Genomic DNA, 16,352 nt, shown 5'->3' with positions numbered 1-16,352 from the left:
AAAATGTCCCTATCGAGCAATATCCGAGCAGGCCGGGCATATGTCGAGGTAACCGCCGAGACCAGCAAACTTCAGCGGAATCTGACGAGCGCCCAGGCTCAGCTGCAAAACTTTGGAAGAACCTGTACGAATGTCGGGAAAGATCTCCTGATGCTCTCGGGCGCAATGGCCGCACCGCTGGTGATGGCGGCCCGGTCATTCGCCGGTTTCGATGACAGCATGCGTCTTGTGCAGGCGGTTACCCAGGCGACCGACGCCGATTTCAAAGCATTGACCAAGACCGCGCAGCGTCTCGGACGTGACACCTCCTATACCGCGCAGCAGGCCGCGGATGCAATGGTGTCGCTGGGACGAATGGGTTTCTCCCCGACGGAAATCCAGGCATCCATCGATGCGGTGCTGAATCTTGCCCGGTCAACGGGAACGGAACTTGCGGAAGCTGGCGACATCGCCGCGAACAGCATGCGGATCTTCGGCATTGAAGCGTCACAGATGAGTGACGTTGCCGATGTTCTCACGGTCACTGCGAACAGTTCGGCACAGACACTGATTGACCTCTTTGAGGCGTTGAAAATGGGCGGACCGCAGGCGGCCGCCGCCGGGGAGTCGATTCGGGAAACCAGTGCGGCGATCGCGGTTCTTGCGAACATGGGCATCAAAGGATCTCTCGCCGGAACGGCTCTGCGCAAGAGTTTCTCGCAGTTTGCCAAAGTGAAAGTTCAGGATCAGCTCCGTTCCGTGGGTGTGGAAACAGTCGACGCAAACGGAAATCTCCGCAAAATGGCGGAGATCATGCGGGACATCGCCAAGGCAATGAGCACCATGCCCACCGCAGAAAAGCTGGCATTTGCGGAAGATATCTTTGATATTCGCGGATCACTTGCCGGACTGACGCTGACGGCGAATACCGATGAACTGGATGCGATGCTGGCCAAGCTCCAGGATGTGGAAGGAGTTGCGGCAGACACCGCCAAAAAGATGGATGCCGGGCTTGGCGGCGCATTCCGCCTTCTGCTTTCCGCAGTGGAAGGTGCGATGAATGCGATTGCCGATGCGATGAATTCGACACTCCAGCCGCTGGTGGTCAAGGTGACGGCGGTCATCAACGCCTTCACCCAATGGATTGAGGCGAATCAGGGGCTGGTGACAGCCTTTGCCGTGACGGTGGTGGGCGCGGCCGGCCTTGCCGTGGTCCTGATTGCCATCGGAGTCGCCGCCAAAGGGGCGGCTGCCGGAATCGCCGTAGTTCAGACGGCGATCAAGGGTTTCACTTTCCTTCAGGGGGTGGCCATTGCGCAGGGGACAGCACTCAAGACCTCCTTTACGCTGTTGACGCAGTCGTTCGCGGACTACCGCAACACGGCGATTCCGGCACTGGTCGGTACGGAAAAGTTCTGTGCGGCTTTGGGGCTTGCCTCGACATCTGCGAACCGTGCGCGGGCAAGCATCATTCTGATGAGCAATGCCGAAGCCGCCGCGGCAGCGAAGTCAGCACTGGCAGCCAAATGGCAGGCCGTAACGAAAACCCTTGCCTCATTCCGGAACACGGCGCTGGCGGCAGCCGTTGCGACCAAAGCACAGGCGGCGGCCGAAGTTCTGGCTGCCGCGCAGTCGACGCTGGCGGCAAAGTGGACCGCAATGACAAGTGCGCTGAAAAACTTCAGTCTCGCCGCCGTCGCGGCAACCGCTGCAACGAAAGCACAGGCGGCGGCAGAAGCGGCGGCAGCGGTGAAAACGGCGTTGGTCTCGGGCTGGACGGCCATGGCGAACGCCCTGAAGGGATTGACACTCTCTTCCATCGCGGCAGCAGCGGCACTCAAGGCACAGGCTGTCGCAGAAGGAGCCATGGCGGCGGGACGCGCACTGGCAACAGCATGGACGGCCATGGCAAGTGCTCTGAAGTCCTATACGGCCGCATCGATTGCGGCAACTGTCGCAGTGAAAGCACAAACAGTTGCGGAAGCGCTCTGCACAGCGGGAACTGTGGCATTGAATCAGGTCCGCAAAGCCGGAATTGCCGTGACCGCGCTTTTCACGGCGGCGAATCTGAAAGCTGTGGTTTCGGTTTCCGCAGTTGCTGCGGGAAACTTCCTGCTGGCGGCGGCAGCCAAGGTCGCGGCTGCGGCAATGCTGGCTCTGGGAGCGGTCATGAGCTTTATTGCCGCTCACCCGGTGGCGGTTGCGCTGATTGCGCTGGGGGCGGTTCTGGCTGGTGTGTGCATCTATCTCTCACGCGCCGGATCCTATACCGCGCAGCTTTCGGACAAGATGAGCACGCTTCGGGAAAAGGGAGACCAGCTCCGCAAAACGGATGAAATCCGCATGGAACGGCTCCAGCAGCTGGCGGCAAAGCAGAAACTGACGAATGCCGAGATGGCGGAAGCCCGTATGCTGGCATCCAAGCTGCAGAAAAAATACGGCGACCTCGGGATCACGATCAGCGACAACGCCATGCGAATTACGGCTCTTTCCAGTGCTGCGGCAAAACTTGGCGAGCTGAAGTTCAAAGTGAGCAACGCCGATGATCTGGAAAAGATGGCGCGCCTGGAGGAACTCTCCGTCAAAGTCAGCCTTGAATTGGACGAACAGAATGAAGCGGCTGCTCTGATCGAAGACCTCTCCGCCAAATACGGCGCACTTGGACTGGAAGTGGATCGTGCACGGGGAAGGATTCGTGCATTATCGGAAGAAGCCGAGCGTCTGGAGGGAATCAGACTCTCAACGAAAATTGACGCAGGCGACCTGCCGAAGTTCGATCAGCTGAAAGCTCTTTCCATGGAGCTGGATCTGACGATTCCGCAACAGAATGATGCGGAACGCCTGATCGGAGAACTGTCAAAAAAATACGGCGATCTCGGATTGGTTGTAAACCGGACAACGGGACAGATTGAACGTCTGAACACCGTAGCCGGAGCGATCAGTGACCTCTCATTCAAAGTTCGCGGAAGTGAGGATATCGAAAAGCTCAATCGTCTGAAAGCCCTCTCCATTCAGGCAAAATTGGATGTGCAGGGGCAGGAAGAGGCGGAGCGACTGATTTCCGAGCTGGAAGCGAAATACGGCTCATTGGGAATGACTGTGGACAAGGTCTCTGGAAAGATTGCAGCCATGAATGCGGAGAGTGCCCGCATCGGAGCCATGGAGCTTTCTGTCAAGGACAGCGGCGACCTTGACAAGTTGCGGGAATTGAAAGCGTTGTCACTGGAAGTCACACTGGATGTGGATCAGCAGAATGACGCGGAACGACTGATCGGTGAACTGTCGAAGAAATACGGCGATCTCGGAGTTGCGGTCGACCGGACTGCGGGAAAGATCGTCAAGCTCAACAGCGTCGCTGCAAGTCTCCGGGAGATTTCCATCAAAGTCTCCGGGACGGAGGATGCGGACAAGGTCAGCCGTCTGCAGACACTTTCTCAAATGCCGAAGCTGGACGCGTCCGGCATTGCGGAGGCAAACACCCTGCTGGAACAGCTCAGAGCAAAATACGGCGACCTCGGACTTTCCGTGGATACGGCCAGGGGACGTATCGTCGCCTTGACGGAAGCACAGAGGCAATTTACCGCAGCCGCACAAATCATTCAAACCGGAAACGATCCGCAGAAGGAGACGCATCTTGCTCAGCTGGAACGGCTCAAGCAGTTGGCGGAACAGGAAAAGCTGACCGCAGCGGAACAGCAGGAAGCGCAAACCATCGTCAATGCGCTGAACGGAGCCTACAACGACCTCGGGCTCGGAATCGATACGATCACCGGGAAACTGAATCTTGCCGCTTCGGCGCAGGACAAGTTCAATGAAGCCATGAAAGCTGCGACACTTGGAGAGCTGGATGCGGAAATCGCCGAACTGGAAGCCAACCTCAAAGAGCTCCAGGCGGAAGATGAGGCACTGCTCTCTTACTGGAATCACAACCTCTGGTCGCAGATCTCCGGCAGGCAGGAAGAAGCGCAGAAGAAAATCGAAGCCAACGGAGAACGAGCATCCGCTTATCGGCAGAAAATCTGGGCATTGCAGAAACGCCGTCAGGCGGTTCAGGAAGGCAAGCCCGGCGCAACAACCGGAGAAGAAGGGAAAACAGCGACCACGGAGGAAAAAGTTGAGGCGGAAAAACAACGCCGCCAGGCGGCATCCGACAACGCGGACGCAGCCGCAAAACGTGTCGCCGAAATTGACAAACAGCTTGCACGGGAACGCAAAACTGAACTTGAAAACGAGATCGACGACATCATTGCGCTTCGCGACGAATACAAACAGCTGATTCAGACGATGCTGGATTATGAAAAATCCAAGCCGGAAAAAGAACAGGACAAGGCGAAGATCGCGGAACTGGAGGGGAAACTCGCCGGAGCGGATCAGACAGCGGAAGACCGCATCGCCAAAGCGCGGGAAAAAGCCGCTCAGAAAATGAAGGATGATGTTGCCTCCTATCAGGAGCGCTTTCAGGAGTCCGAACAGAGCATTCAGGATCGGCGGGCCGAAGCGGCGCAGGATCGAAAAATCGATGAAACGCTGAAAAACGATCCTGCCGCCGGACAGCAGATGCTGGAAGGATTGATTGCTCAATATCAGAAAGAAGCGGCTGCGGCAAAAGCGCAGTTTGAAAAGGAACTTCAGGATACGCAGGCGGACGGCAAAATCGATGATAACGAGCGTAAAAAACTCGATGACGCTCACAGCGCATACACCCGTGCGGAGTCGATGGTGGACAAATATTCCGACCGTCTGCGCTCGGCTCAGGAAGGAACAGCCGGAGCTGCGGAACGGACTCAGGTAAGCGGAAGTTTTCTTGCTTCGGCATTGCAGGCGATGCTCGGTGGAGGCGGGACAGAGGCGGAACGGACAGCGAACGCCACAGAACAGATGGTGCGCCAGAGCAAAGAGACGAACAAGCTTCTGAAACGAATGGACAACGCATCCGGCACAACGACACTGGCATACAAATAAGGAGACGGATTCCATGGCAAGAGTGGAGCAAAGTTATACGGAACATTCCAAAAGCATAGATAAAAACGGGAAATACACAAGCGCGGAAATTCCCTATCTGGTTTTTGATGCGGCGGATGAGGACGAAGCTCTTGCCGCTGTGCTGGCAAGCGCCCCGGCAAGCTGCCGGGAATTGCCCCTTGAAAGCATCGAAATTGACGAGCGCGCAAATGAAACGACCTACCGGGTGAATGCCATCTACCGGGAAGAAGAGGTTTCAGCAGTTCCTGACAGTGACGATGATGACGATGAATCCCCCACGCTGAGCTTTGATTGCGGAGGCGGAACAAAACATCTCCTTTACAGCCTTGCCCAGAAAAAAGTGTATGGCGACAAGGATGCCGGCGGCGCGATCGGATGGAACGGCAAATCCGGTGACGACTGTGAAATCGCGGGGGTTGATATTCCCACAGCTCAGCTGCGCGAGACCTACACAAAGCAAATGCGGATCAGCCGTCTGACAACCTCCTACAAACGAAGCGTCGCTTCGCTGGTCGGAAAGGTCAATTCCGGCTCATTCAAGGGCTGGTCGGCTGGAGAAGTGATGTTTCTCGGCATGAGTTATTCGACGCCCGCAAAAAAGGCCAGCAAAGTGACAGTGACATTCAATTTTGCCATTCAGCCCAATGAATCCAATGTGAAAATCGGTGAACACAGCGTCAGCAAAAAAGGGTTTGAGTATGCCTGGGCAATCAGTAAAAGTGTCGCAGCAGGCGGAGCCCCGAAAATCGAGGTTGAGGGCATCTACGTCGATCAGGTCTGTGAATACGCCTCGTTCAGCGCACTGGGGTTGTGATCATGGCTTATTTTCCTGATGTCAGCGCAGGAGACACATTCATTCCCAATGCGCTCCTGAGCAACAATGTCCGCCGTCTGGTCAATACGCTGAACGGTTTCAATGCCAAACCGATGCTTGCCACAGGTGGTATGATCCGGATTCAAGTTTACAACAATTCTTCATCGGTCTTGAAGAGCGGTTGTGCAGTAAACTTCTCCGAGAACGGTCAACTCTGCGATGACGCGGTTCCAGCAGAAGCATTCAGCGATCCATTGAAACCATGGGGAGTAATCGTCAATGATCTGGAATCGAAAGCAGTGGGGAGTTGCATTCTGTGCGGTCCCGCCCGGGTTTCTCTTTCCGGAAGTGGAGCGTATGCAAGTCCAAGCAAATCCAATCCGGAGGTTTTCACCCGGGGAACGACCGGAGCTCCAGTTATCTTCGCATCCAGTGGGAAAGGCATTGTACTTCTGGGCGCAAGCAGCCAGGACAATTATGATGGGCCCTTTGCACTATCCTATGATACGGAAAATCGTCAACTGACAGTCAACGCAGGCTATCTCTTACGTAACGGGGAGTTTCTTGAGGTTGCAGAAAAGAAGCTCTCTGCACAGAATGGGATTGTGTGCGTCTGCAGTACGATTGACAGCAGCGGGAAATGGTCAACCCCGGAAATCAAATTTGCCACTCCGGGGCAATACAACTACCCGATCGGGAGTTGCGAGGTCAGTGGAGATTCTGTAACGATCTGTTCTTTCCGTGTACCCGTGGCAATTCTTCTCAGTGTGGAAGTCTGCGATACAACGGAGTAAGTGATATGGCGGAGAATCAAACAGTTGCCGTGTATCTATGGAAAAATCGGAACAGCGGCACAATCATCAAAAAACGAAAAAACGGACGTTTGATCGTTTGCTGGGTCTGTCCCTGCTGCCGTCCCCGAGTCATCGCATCTAAAATTACAAACAAAAGCAATGGAACAGAGCGCTGGGATTTGAGAGCCTATCAGGGGGACCGTGTCGGTCTGCCAGGCGGCCGTTGGCGCATCCGTGATGTTGGAGAATCCCATCATAACAATTCCGATGCCTCATGTTCCGGCACAATCTATAACAGCGGGACAATTGACCGGAACGGTAAGTTGACCGGACTGCCCGCCGAATTCGTATCCGGCTACAACTATAACGGATACATGGAATTGCAGCAAGGATGCGTCCGGGAAGACGGAAGCATTGAATGGCCTTGCCCCAACGGATAATCATCATGGAGGAAGCATGTTTCAATTTACGGATTCACGTTTTACACACATGCCGTTCGCCGCCGTGCGACCGGATGGCGGCGCGGAAGAGTTCTGCTGCATTCCGGTGGGCGGACTCTGGAAACTCTATCATTTCACTGGAAAAAAATGGAAACGAATCCGGACCGGACTTCCGGAAGATGCAACGGAATGTGCTCCTTGTGCTGATTTTGAAGATGGAATTTGGAAAATCTCATTTATTGCCGGAGGCTGGAAGGGAGATCGGCGCTTCCGCCTTTACAGGATGTATGGGCTTCATGGGGAAGTGATGGCCCAGCAATTTGCCGATGTCGGTTTTGTTCACAAGAACTGCGTTGCTTATGCAAGTCGTCGCGGACCTCTTTTTCTCGTGGAACCATGTCGCAGAATAATTCTCACGTTTCATGGCGTTGAATTTCTCTATCGCGTCTCCTATGATCCATTCGAACCGAACCGCCTGTTGATTTCAGGTCAATATCCAGGTGGAGAAATTTTTTCCTGGAGCTACAAGCCTGGACTTCATCAGCTGCATGAAATCATTGCAGATGGCGTCCCCGCCTATAAGTGTGCGTTTTTCCATGACTGTTATTACGCGAAACGGGTTGCTGGCTTTGAAGAAAGGAAAATAATTTCTGCCTCAGATGTGAATCTGTCTCCTCTTCCTGCGGAGCATTTCATTACCGAAACAGAAGAACTGACTTATTCAATGTCGGGGAATGGAGATTTCAATGAGTTGTAACTGCCATGGGAAATCCGGGATTTCCGTTTCACGCACTTCGCCCTACGATCAATGCAGCGCCTGCGCAAAAAAACACACGGTGAAGGCATGGAACCTGTTTCACGAATTTACATACACCGACGATAACCGTGACGTTATTTCCGGTCAACTCCGACTTGCGGCAGACCATCTCATGTTTGAACATCGTGACACAGCATTGCTTGCACGAAATCTGGCAATTCTGATTGAGGAGAACCGTGATGCTGAAATCGGCGAAGGATGGAATGAACTTCTGGAGGCTGTCCGCAGTGCATTCCGCAATGACCATCCAGAGTGTGCGGATCGTCTGGTGCAGCTTGAAAATCAGAAGGAGACAAGTTGATGCAGAACATCATTTTTTATGTTGCGGCAAATGAAACTCTTGCTGCAGTCCGGGATTATGCCAACGCGAAAAATGCCACAGCCCCGACACTTGTCCGAGGGGCAGCCTGCTGCTTGAAAATGCGCCTCTTCGCGAATTCCGACGGCACGGAACCTTACCCAATGGAAGATCTCAGTTCGGTGGTAAGCTGGAGCTGGGCCATGGACTCTGACTTCGATGCGGCGACTGCGTATAAACTTGTCGGAGACAATGAAAAAATCACCCTTGCTTCGATCGAGGGAGAGATTGACGGAGAGGTACTTTCTTATACAGAGATCTCAATCCCGATGACGCATATGAACACGGCAGAACTGGCGGAATGGCTCGGAACCCGCGAAAGCCAGAACACTCTTGCTGGTGAACTCTGCGGATATGACGCTTCCGGTGAGCTGATTTTTATCCTGCAGGTGAAATCGTTCACGATTCGCAACCGGATCACGAGCTTATCCGATCCTCTTGACCTTGCGACAGAATATCTGACAGAAGCACAGGTGCGCGCTCTGATCGCTGCCGGCTTAGAATGTCAGTTCAGCGTTTCCGGTGACGAATGGCACGATAAACAAAGTGCGTCGGATCTTTTTCTCCGTTTGCGAAGTCGGGGAAATGACGCGGGAGTTTGGAGCGATCCGATCCAGCTGCTTACGGGGCCTAAAGGCGATCCCGGAAAGGATTCCTTTTGTTATGTTGCCTATGCATCGGACGCGGCAGGAACAGGATTCAGTCTCACCCCATCCAACGCCTTGAAATTCCGCGCGGAAATTCACGTCGCAGAAGAGATTCCAGAACCCGGAGCAGAAGATTTCGGCAATGCTGTCTGGGTAAAATATCTTGGGGATGATGGTCAAGGGGTCGGCGACATGGTAAAAACGGTCTACGACACTGATGACGACGGGAAAGTAAATGCCTCACAAGAAGCTGATCATTCAGCAAAGGCGGATTCTGTACCATGGAGCGGAATCACAGATAAACCGTCGACTTACACGCCTGCCGCGCACGAACACACAATGAGCGGAATCTCCGATCCCGTATTTCAGAAGGTGTATCTCGTGGCAAATCCCAAAACTCTTTATCTGGATTCTCCTATTGTGAAGAATACCAGCGTGAACGGCTCCGGTACTATCGAACTGGAATTTACCGCGATCCAGACGAAAGTCGGTGGATCGGCATATTCGATCGGAATGAATGAAATGTTGACGTGGGAGTACCATGTTCCATGCAGTGTTCGAGTAACCGGAGTTTCGCTTGGAAGCCTGAACTGTTCCATGGTAGGAATTCATATTCCCGAAACGCTGGAACTTTCCAACAATAATCGGACATATCATGTGTTTGTCATTCGCGCTCTACGCAAGGACGGCGCGATCAACAACGTCTGCTTTCAGGCAAATTATGCCTATTCCTATGAGGGGTAATTATGATTATTCCTTATCAGTATAATAAAATGGCAGCCGGAGCTACAGTCAATGATCCGAATCAAGCTGTGTTTGGCACCAGAGGTGTCTTCACCTTCCTCCGAAACGGCTCCTGCAATCAAAGCGGAATGGTCATGGAGGGCCGTTATCTTGTTTCCAGCGCAATCAGCCGAATGGAGGTCTCATCAGCTGGAACGGCAATCCGGACGACTGTGAATTATGGTGCGTCTGTAAATGTAAAGCACGGCGGAGTCGTTTCCAGCACCACGGTAAACAGCAACGGCGTTTTGGCTGTATCCTCTGGTGGAACAGCGCTTGAAACCATTCTGAACTCGCAGGGATACTGTTCCGTGAGTCCGGGTGGCTGGGGAAGCGGAATGAATATTCATTCACGGGGATATGTCTATGTCTGTTCCAACGCGAGCGTCTGCAATGCACACGTTTCCTATGGCGGCGGACTTTACGGGCAAGGAACAAGCGCGACTTTTGAAAGCATCGTAGTTTCCAGCGGAGCAGACTTCAATGCAGGACAGTCCGTCGGAGTTGAGGTGCAGCACACCACTATTACGCAAAACGCCAGCTTCTGGTGTTACAGTGGTGTGAATCTGTCGCATACCACCGTCATGCCGGGGGCGTTTCTCGGGGTATCCTCCGGTGGGCAATGCTATGATGTGACCGTTGCTTCAGGGGCGCGAATTTACCACCATGTATGGGGGCACGATTCCGAAACGCTTGTCACAGGATCAAACATGTTTGGTTCGTTTTACACATCAAACGGAACCGCATGCAACTATGTTCTGGTTTCAGGTCAGGATCAGCAGCTCTATTATTATGCCTCTGCGATCAGCACCATTATGAGCTCCGGCGGAAGCCAGTATGTTTCGTTTGGAGCCGTTGCACAATACAACACGATCATGAGTTCCGGTCGCCAGTTTATTTATTCCTACGGCAGTGCATTGGATACCGTCATCTCGTCTGGCGGAAGCCAGTTTGCAGATTTTTTTGGAACCGCTATCCGCACCACAGTCAAAAGCAGTGCATGGTTATACGTTACCAATTTCGGCCGTGCTCTCAGCACACTGGTGGAACGCGGAGGGTCTTGCTATTGCACCAATCGCGGGAATATGACCTCCACGCTGGTTTCCGGATGGCTGATGTTTACCAATGGATGTGCCGGAACGAACATCTCTGTGGCATCCAACGCATGGTGCTATATGCGATACGGGTGTTCAGGAAGAAATGCTGTTGTGTCTGGCGGTGGCGGTTTCAATCTCTCTTCCGGGTGCGAATTTGAAAATGTGACTGTTTCCACTGGAGGACGTCTGGAGGTTTACTCCATGTGTCAGGTTTCCAATGTGAAAGCAGAGCTTTGCAGCATGTTCATCGTCGCATATTGCGATCTGATTTCCGGAATTGTCGGCTCCAGCGCAAGAGCATGGATTTCAAACTATTGCAGCGCAGAAAATCTCACTGTTACGGAAAACGCTCTGGTAAGTGTTAATCAGAGCTGTGCGCTCACAAATGTTTCCGTCGGAAGTTCTGGCAGCCTCTTTGTCGGACAGAACTGTTCGGTGTTAGGCTTGAATGTTACGGAAGGAGGAACTGCGTGGATATGGAGTTCATGTGAAGCTGCAAACGTAACACTTGGAAACGGCGCTCTGCTTGCAGGGTCGACTTTCATCAATCTGGAAAATGTCCAGCTTGCTGAAGGGGCTGTCATGATTCTGCATTCAAGTCAATGTCATGTCACATCCGTATCCGTCGCAGGCGGCGCGAGCTTTTATCTTTCGCGCAACAATTATGCGACCAGTGTTTCAGTTGAGTCGAATGGTCTCTTTTTTGTTGCGAGCGGAGCCAGCGCACTGGCTGTAACGAGTGCCGCCGGGGCCGTTATCAGCACCGAAAACGGTGCATACATCCAATATGCAAACAACGAAGGTGAATAATGCAGGATTTTTCCATTCAATGCAAACCCAATGCGGATTTTTCGGTTGTAGAGCTTCCTCAGCGGAAAATGCTTGATATGCCATTCATTCCTCCGCCGGAGAATCCAACCGTTCCGGCTGTGGATGGCATCCTCTTTGATTTTAACAACGGACTTCGTGTCAGATTCCCCGATACCGGTGAATTCCGATGTGTATTCCGGGATTTAGACACAGATTGTCTGCTTTACTGTATGGATGTTAAACCCGGATGTACAATCGAAAGCGTCAAAAAGTTTTTCATTCGCTTTTCGCTTGAAATTTACCGTAAAGGGGAATTGGGGCAGCCGATCTTCCGGCATGATCTGAATCTATCCGGAAAAGATGTCCTCATTCAGCTTCCGGCGGGGGCGCTGGGCGACAGTATTGCCTGGTTCTCATATGTTGAACGCTTTCTGAATAAACACAGATGTAAGCTGTTCTGCTCAATGGAACCTCGCATGGCGGAACTTTTCAAAGATCAGTATCCGGAAATCTCGTTCATTACAAAGGAGGAAGCCGCGAAGCTCAAGCCCTATGCGACTTACAACCTCGGCCTTTTCTTTGGAGGAGATAGTGATCATCAGCCGTTTGATTTCAGAGCGGTTGGACTGCATCGGACAGCGGGACTTCTGCTCGGTCTGGAGGATGATGAACTCGGAGATGATCCTCCTCGAGTGAATCTTTCCGCGCCCCGGCAGATCAGGGAGAAGTATGTCTGCATTGCGTCACAGGCTTCCAGCCAGTGCAAATACTGGAACAACCCTTCCGGCTGGCGCGAAGTCGTTGCCTTTCTGAAGGAACAGGGGTATCGCGTCCTCTGCATTGACAGAATGCCGGAGTATGGATCGGACTATGTTTGGAATCACATCCCCTACGGAAGCGAAGATTTCACAGGAGACAGACCATTGCAGGAACGCATCAACCTCCTCAAAGACGCTGAATTTTTTATCGGCCTGTCATCCGGTCTTTCCTGGCTGGCGTGGTGTTGCCATGTCCCGGTCATCCTGATTTCCGGATTTACTGATCCGGTCAATGAGTTTTACACGCCGTATCGGGTGCTGAATCCTTCCGTATGTCACGGATGCTGGAATGACATGCGGTGTGAATTCAACCACTTCGATTTTCTCTGGTGCCCCCGGAAAAAGGAGGCAAAGGACAAATTCGAATGCTCGAAAGCCATTACATCAAAAATGGTCATTGATAAAATCAGGAGACTTGCACAATGAGCAGAATTACTTTTTGTAAACTGACGCAAGCCCAGTATGATGCCATCGAAACCCCGAATCCTGAAACTGTTTATTTCCTGACAGATGCCAATGCCATCTGCCTCGGTTCCCGGACATACGTCAGCAGGGAGAAAGCTGACCGATTCCTGGTAAAACGTGTGTTTGCTCATGATACTTACGGTGTCGTTGCGTATCTTGATACAAACAATACCATGGAGCTTTCCGGATACTTTGCCGAAGAAATCTCCCGAATTGAGCTGTGGCTTGTTTCCGCCAATCCTGATATAACCGGCAATGTTGTCCTGACGCATGGCTCCGAACGTTTCACGGTTCCGGTCAATGCAACTGCAACACGCTGTTCACTCGCACCATCTTCCCCCTTGAGCGGGCGGATCGCTATTGCCAGAGATACAGCCGATCCGGACGATACACTCAATGATGGAACTGATGCGGTTACCGCGCTGGTCGTCGACTGGAGGTGTTACTGATGCCGTTACTGGATCGAATTCGGGCACGAGTTCGGGAAAAAGATTGTTTCATTGCAATTTTCCCAGAAGATGGATTTTCCATACTCAGCCCAATGAATGACAAGATTTTTCCTGTTCCTAATTCTGCACAAACTGGATGTCGGGATATTGACGATGGAATGGCGACACTGACTTACAATTCGCTGGCAACGTCAGATGCGTTTGATTTTATCAGTGGCAATTACGGTTCCCGATTCTATCTGAAGGCGAATCTCAGCGGCCGGACACCTCATCATACGCTCATGATGCGGGCATTTCTGACGGATACGACCAATGTGACAGAATATCCTTTTTCTTATCGCGTTATATTCTGCCACAACGGAGGAACTTCTTATCTGGATCATGCCAATCTCTCATGCAGCATTGAAATTGATGGGCAAAATCGATTTTATGGAATCAAGTCTTATGCTTGTTTTCAGAACTCTTCAGAATTCGGCTCAGGGAGTACGGTAACGCGATCTGCCGGCAATATTAAGAAGGCTTATGCCCGGGAATCACTTTCCGGTCGATGGCTGACTGTTGCAACAAGCGTAGATCAGACAACGCGGATTCACCGCCTTTATCTTAATGGTGAAGAAATCCTGTCAGAAAGCCGTGCGTCCTGGACTTCGGATAGAAACATGTTCTCCTGTACTTCCGATTACAATTCCTGCTGGCTAGGGCATAGCTATGCGACAAAGGAATTTTATGGAATCACATCACGAGTCGCATGGGCAGCGACTTTCAGTTCGGTTTTGAGTGCCGAAGAAATCAAATTCCTTTCGGAGGAGTAAATGCATTACATCAAATGGAACGAAGCGCAGACATCCTATGAAATCTGGCATGGCCCTAGTATCGGTGTTGCCGCCATGACTGCAATGGGATATGTGCGGGTTGAAACGCTTCCGGTTGTCACGCCGGAAACGCCTCCGCTTGATTCGCTCGTATTCAGCAAATATCAGGTGGCAAAAAAACTTATGGAACTTGGATTGTGGGAAAACATAAAATCCGGATTGAGTGACGAGCAAAGGGATTTCCTTTATCTCGCACAGGATTTTTCTCTTGCCGATCCGAATTTCGCAGCAATTTACAGCCAACTCAAATCCCAGATTCCGGACGTTGAAGAACTGCTCCGGGAATGTGTCCTGAGCTGAAGAGGTGCTCATGAAAGCAAAATATATTCAAAAAGGCGATGCGGTGGATTATATCCCAAATCAAGACATGGATGCGGGAGAAATCGTGTGCCTTGGCAACCTGATTGGGATCACACGAATTCCGATCAAGGCAGGAACACTTGGAACTCTTACCCTTTCCGGGGTTTTCGATATCATCAAACAGGCGGGAGTCACTTTCTCCACTGGCGACAGTGTCTGTTGGAACTCTTCTTCCGGATCTGCCGCGCATACTGGAGTTGTTCTTGGCCTTGCCATTGAAAAATCCAGCGCTGACTCCGAACACGTCCGAGTGCTTTTGAACTGCAACGCAAATTCACAAAAAGAATCGTCCGGAGCGGATGCCGAATGGCTTCCGCTTTAACTTCAACGCCATAACAAAAGGAATCACCATGGCAAAAGTTCTCTTTTTTACCGCGACGGCGGCTCAGTATGCCGCTCTCGAAGCCAAAGACGAAAACGCCCTTTATTTCCTGACCGATACGGGAGAGCTTTATAAGGGGACAATCCGCTTCAGCTTCCCCGTTCGACAGGTCGCCGATTTTCCCGCAACCGGTGAAGCGGGAGTCATCTATGTGAACGCCTCCGGCGAGGCAAGGATCTGGGCTGGTTCCTCCTATATCACCATCGGAGGAAATCTCACAGATAAATTCCTCTCTGCGGCAGTTCGTCATGAGGTCAGCGCGGAAGAAGCCGGCAATGGAATTTACACCGGAATGTCTGAAGGGGACATCGGGATTCTTTTCACGATGAACAACGGAGATGAACTTTTCGTTCGCCTGACCGATCTGGTTGACACTTATACAGCAGACAATTCCGCAAGCAAAGGTGTGGCTGTCACGGTCACTGGTTACAAGATCGCGGCAGAAGTAAATCTCTCCGCTGAAAGCGGGAATCTCGCCGAACTCAAGGACGATGGGGTGTTCGTTCCGCCGCTGGAATGGCAAACCGTCGAATAAAGGATTCCGGGATGCAACTCCGACCATCGTGGCGGAGTACAAAACACAGGAGGAATATGAATCGTCTCAAAGAAATCAAGGAACTGAAGGCTCTGGCGGAGGAACTTCAGCTCGAAAACCGCGAGATCATCCGCAAGTACAAAATCACCGAACTTGCCAGCATCTACAATGGAATCGGGCCGGATTCCTTTCCCGAATGGCTGCGAGGGCTTATTTCCGCCCTGCATCCGAGCCTCGCTGTCGTGGCCTTTATACACGACATCGAGTGGCATGAGTCGGACGGTTCGAAAGAGAAATTCACCGAATCCAACAACCGCTTCAAAACCAACGGCTACACGGTGGCGAAAGCAAATTACAGCTGGTGGAATCCGCTCCGCTACATCGTCATGAACCATGCCCGCAGATTCGGGAACATCTGCCAGCTGTTCGGCTGGGCCGCCTGGTGTTCTCCCTGCGAGTGTGCCGTGTGCAAAAAGAAAAGGGGTGAAGAGTGAAAATTGGGCGGTTCACAGCCGCAATCGCCGGGGCGGTCGTTCTTGCAATGACCGCCGGATGTTCTCAGGAAATTGTCTATCGGGAATTTTTCGCACCGACTGACGATGTCAAACTTGTCCGCGAAGACGGTTCAACGGCGGGAGCCGTAAAAATCGAAGCCACTCGGCATGGCGTTCCCAACTGGAGCGACCATAAAACTCTCTCCGTGTCATTCATGGGGCTTTAACTAACAGAAAGGATTTTTCCATGACCACGAAAAAACAGAAAATCACTGCAGTTCTCGCGCTCGCAATCGCCTTCGGTCTCGGCATGGCGGTGATGTGCGGATTGTCATGTGCGGGAATAAATGGTTCTGTTTTTCAGTAAAAAACAGGTGACACTTTTCTCCCTGTTAATAAATTGACAGTCAATATGATGCAACAATGCATCATATTCTGTCAATAAGAGTAAGATA

General features: G+C 52.0%; 15 protein-coding genes. All 15 read left to right on the top strand.

The genetic code is table 11. The annotated features are described in order from the left end of the window. The first annotated feature begins 3 nt into the window (after positions 1 to 3). Genes FYJ85_RS20370 through FYJ85_RS20300 form a run of 15 tightly spaced genes read left to right on the top strand, consistent with a single transcriptional unit; the run spans position 4 to position 15,897 of the window. Positions 4 to 4,941 (top strand): phage tail tape measure protein, encoded by a 4,938-nt coding sequence (locus FYJ85_RS20370; protein ID WP_154420558.1) that lies wholly within the window; start codon positions 4 to 6, stop codon positions 4,939 to 4,941. 13 nt (positions 4,942 to 4,954) lie between these two features. Beyond that, positions 4,955 to 5,776: a hypothetical protein gene (locus FYJ85_RS20365; protein ID WP_154420557.1), complete on the top strand. Its 822-nt coding sequence runs from the start codon at positions 4,955 to 4,957 to the stop codon at positions 5,774 to 5,776. Positions 5,777 to 5,778: 2 nt separating this feature from the next. Continuing rightward, entirely contained in the window at positions 5,779 to 6,570 is a 792-nt protein-coding gene (locus FYJ85_RS20360; protein ID WP_154420556.1) for a hypothetical protein, read from the top strand. Between the two features lie 5 nt (positions 6,571 to 6,575). Beyond that, complete coding sequence (locus FYJ85_RS20355) at positions 6,576 to 7,010, top strand: hypothetical protein (RefSeq protein ID WP_154420555.1); 435 nt, start codon at positions 6,576 to 6,578, stop codon at positions 7,008 to 7,010. Positions 7,011 to 7,026: 16 nt separating this feature from the next. Then, positions 7,027 to 7,767: a hypothetical protein gene (locus tag FYJ85_RS20350; protein WP_154420554.1), complete on the top strand. Its 741-nt coding sequence runs from the start codon at positions 7,027 to 7,029 to the stop codon at positions 7,765 to 7,767. After that, positions 7,757 to 8,128, top strand: coding sequence for a hypothetical protein (locus FYJ85_RS20345; protein WP_154420553.1), 372 nt, complete (start codon positions 7,757 to 7,759; stop codon positions 8,126 to 8,128). Before FYJ85_RS20350 ends, FYJ85_RS20345 begins: the two co-directional genes overlap by 11 nt. Continuing rightward, a complete protein-coding gene (locus FYJ85_RS20340; RefSeq protein ID WP_154420552.1) occupies positions 8,128 to 9,576 on the top strand; it encodes a hypothetical protein in 1,449 nt (482 codons plus the stop codon). Before FYJ85_RS20345 ends, FYJ85_RS20340 begins: the two co-directional genes overlap by 1 nt. Before the next feature lie 2 nt (positions 9,577 to 9,578). Next, entirely contained in the window at positions 9,579 to 11,522 is a 1,944-nt protein-coding gene (locus FYJ85_RS20335) for an AIDA repeat-containing protein (protein ID WP_154420551.1), read from the top strand. Continuing rightward, complete coding sequence (locus FYJ85_RS20330) at positions 11,522 to 12,766, top strand: autotransporter strand-loop-strand O-heptosyltransferase (RefSeq protein ID WP_206213352.1); 1,245 nt, start codon at positions 11,522 to 11,524, stop codon at positions 12,764 to 12,766. Before FYJ85_RS20335 ends, FYJ85_RS20330 begins: the two co-directional genes overlap by 1 nt. Beyond that, entirely contained in the window at positions 12,763 to 13,254 is a 492-nt protein-coding gene (locus FYJ85_RS20325; RefSeq protein WP_154420550.1) for a phage upper tail fiber protein, read from the top strand. The genes FYJ85_RS20330 and FYJ85_RS20325 overlap by 4 nt, the downstream gene beginning before the upstream one ends. Beyond that, entirely contained in the window at positions 13,254 to 14,066 is an 813-nt protein-coding gene (locus FYJ85_RS20320) for a hypothetical protein (RefSeq protein ID WP_154420549.1), read from the top strand. The genes FYJ85_RS20325 and FYJ85_RS20320 overlap by 1 nt, the downstream gene beginning before the upstream one ends. Further along, on the top strand, positions 14,067 to 14,426 hold the full coding sequence (locus FYJ85_RS20315; protein ID WP_154420548.1) for a hypothetical protein: 360 nt from the start codon (positions 14,067 to 14,069) through the stop codon (positions 14,424 to 14,426). Positions 14,427 to 14,436: 10 nt separating this feature from the next. Further along, positions 14,437 to 14,808, top strand: coding sequence for a DUF2190 family protein (locus FYJ85_RS20310; protein ID WP_154420547.1), 372 nt, complete (start codon positions 14,437 to 14,439; stop codon positions 14,806 to 14,808). A 28-nt stretch (positions 14,809 to 14,836) separates the two neighbouring features. Further along, entirely contained in the window at positions 14,837 to 15,403 is a 567-nt protein-coding gene (locus tag FYJ85_RS20305) for a hypothetical protein (protein ID WP_154420546.1), read from the top strand. 56 nt (positions 15,404 to 15,459) lie between these two features. After that, the gene (locus FYJ85_RS20300) at positions 15,460 to 15,897 is read left to right on the top strand and encodes a hypothetical protein (RefSeq protein WP_154420545.1); all 438 of its coding nucleotides are present in this window, start codon (positions 15,460 to 15,462) and stop codon (positions 15,895 to 15,897) included. The last annotated feature ends 455 nt before the right edge of the window (positions 15,898 to 16,352 follow it).

The sequence above is a fragment of the Victivallis lenta genome, from assembly GCF_009695545.1.
GTDB classification, from domain to species: Bacteria; Verrucomicrobiota; Lentisphaeria; order Victivallales; family Victivallaceae; genus Victivallis; species Victivallis lenta.
The sequence above is the reverse complement of the archived record's forward strand: the minus strand, read 5'-3'. Positions and strand labels throughout refer to the sequence as shown.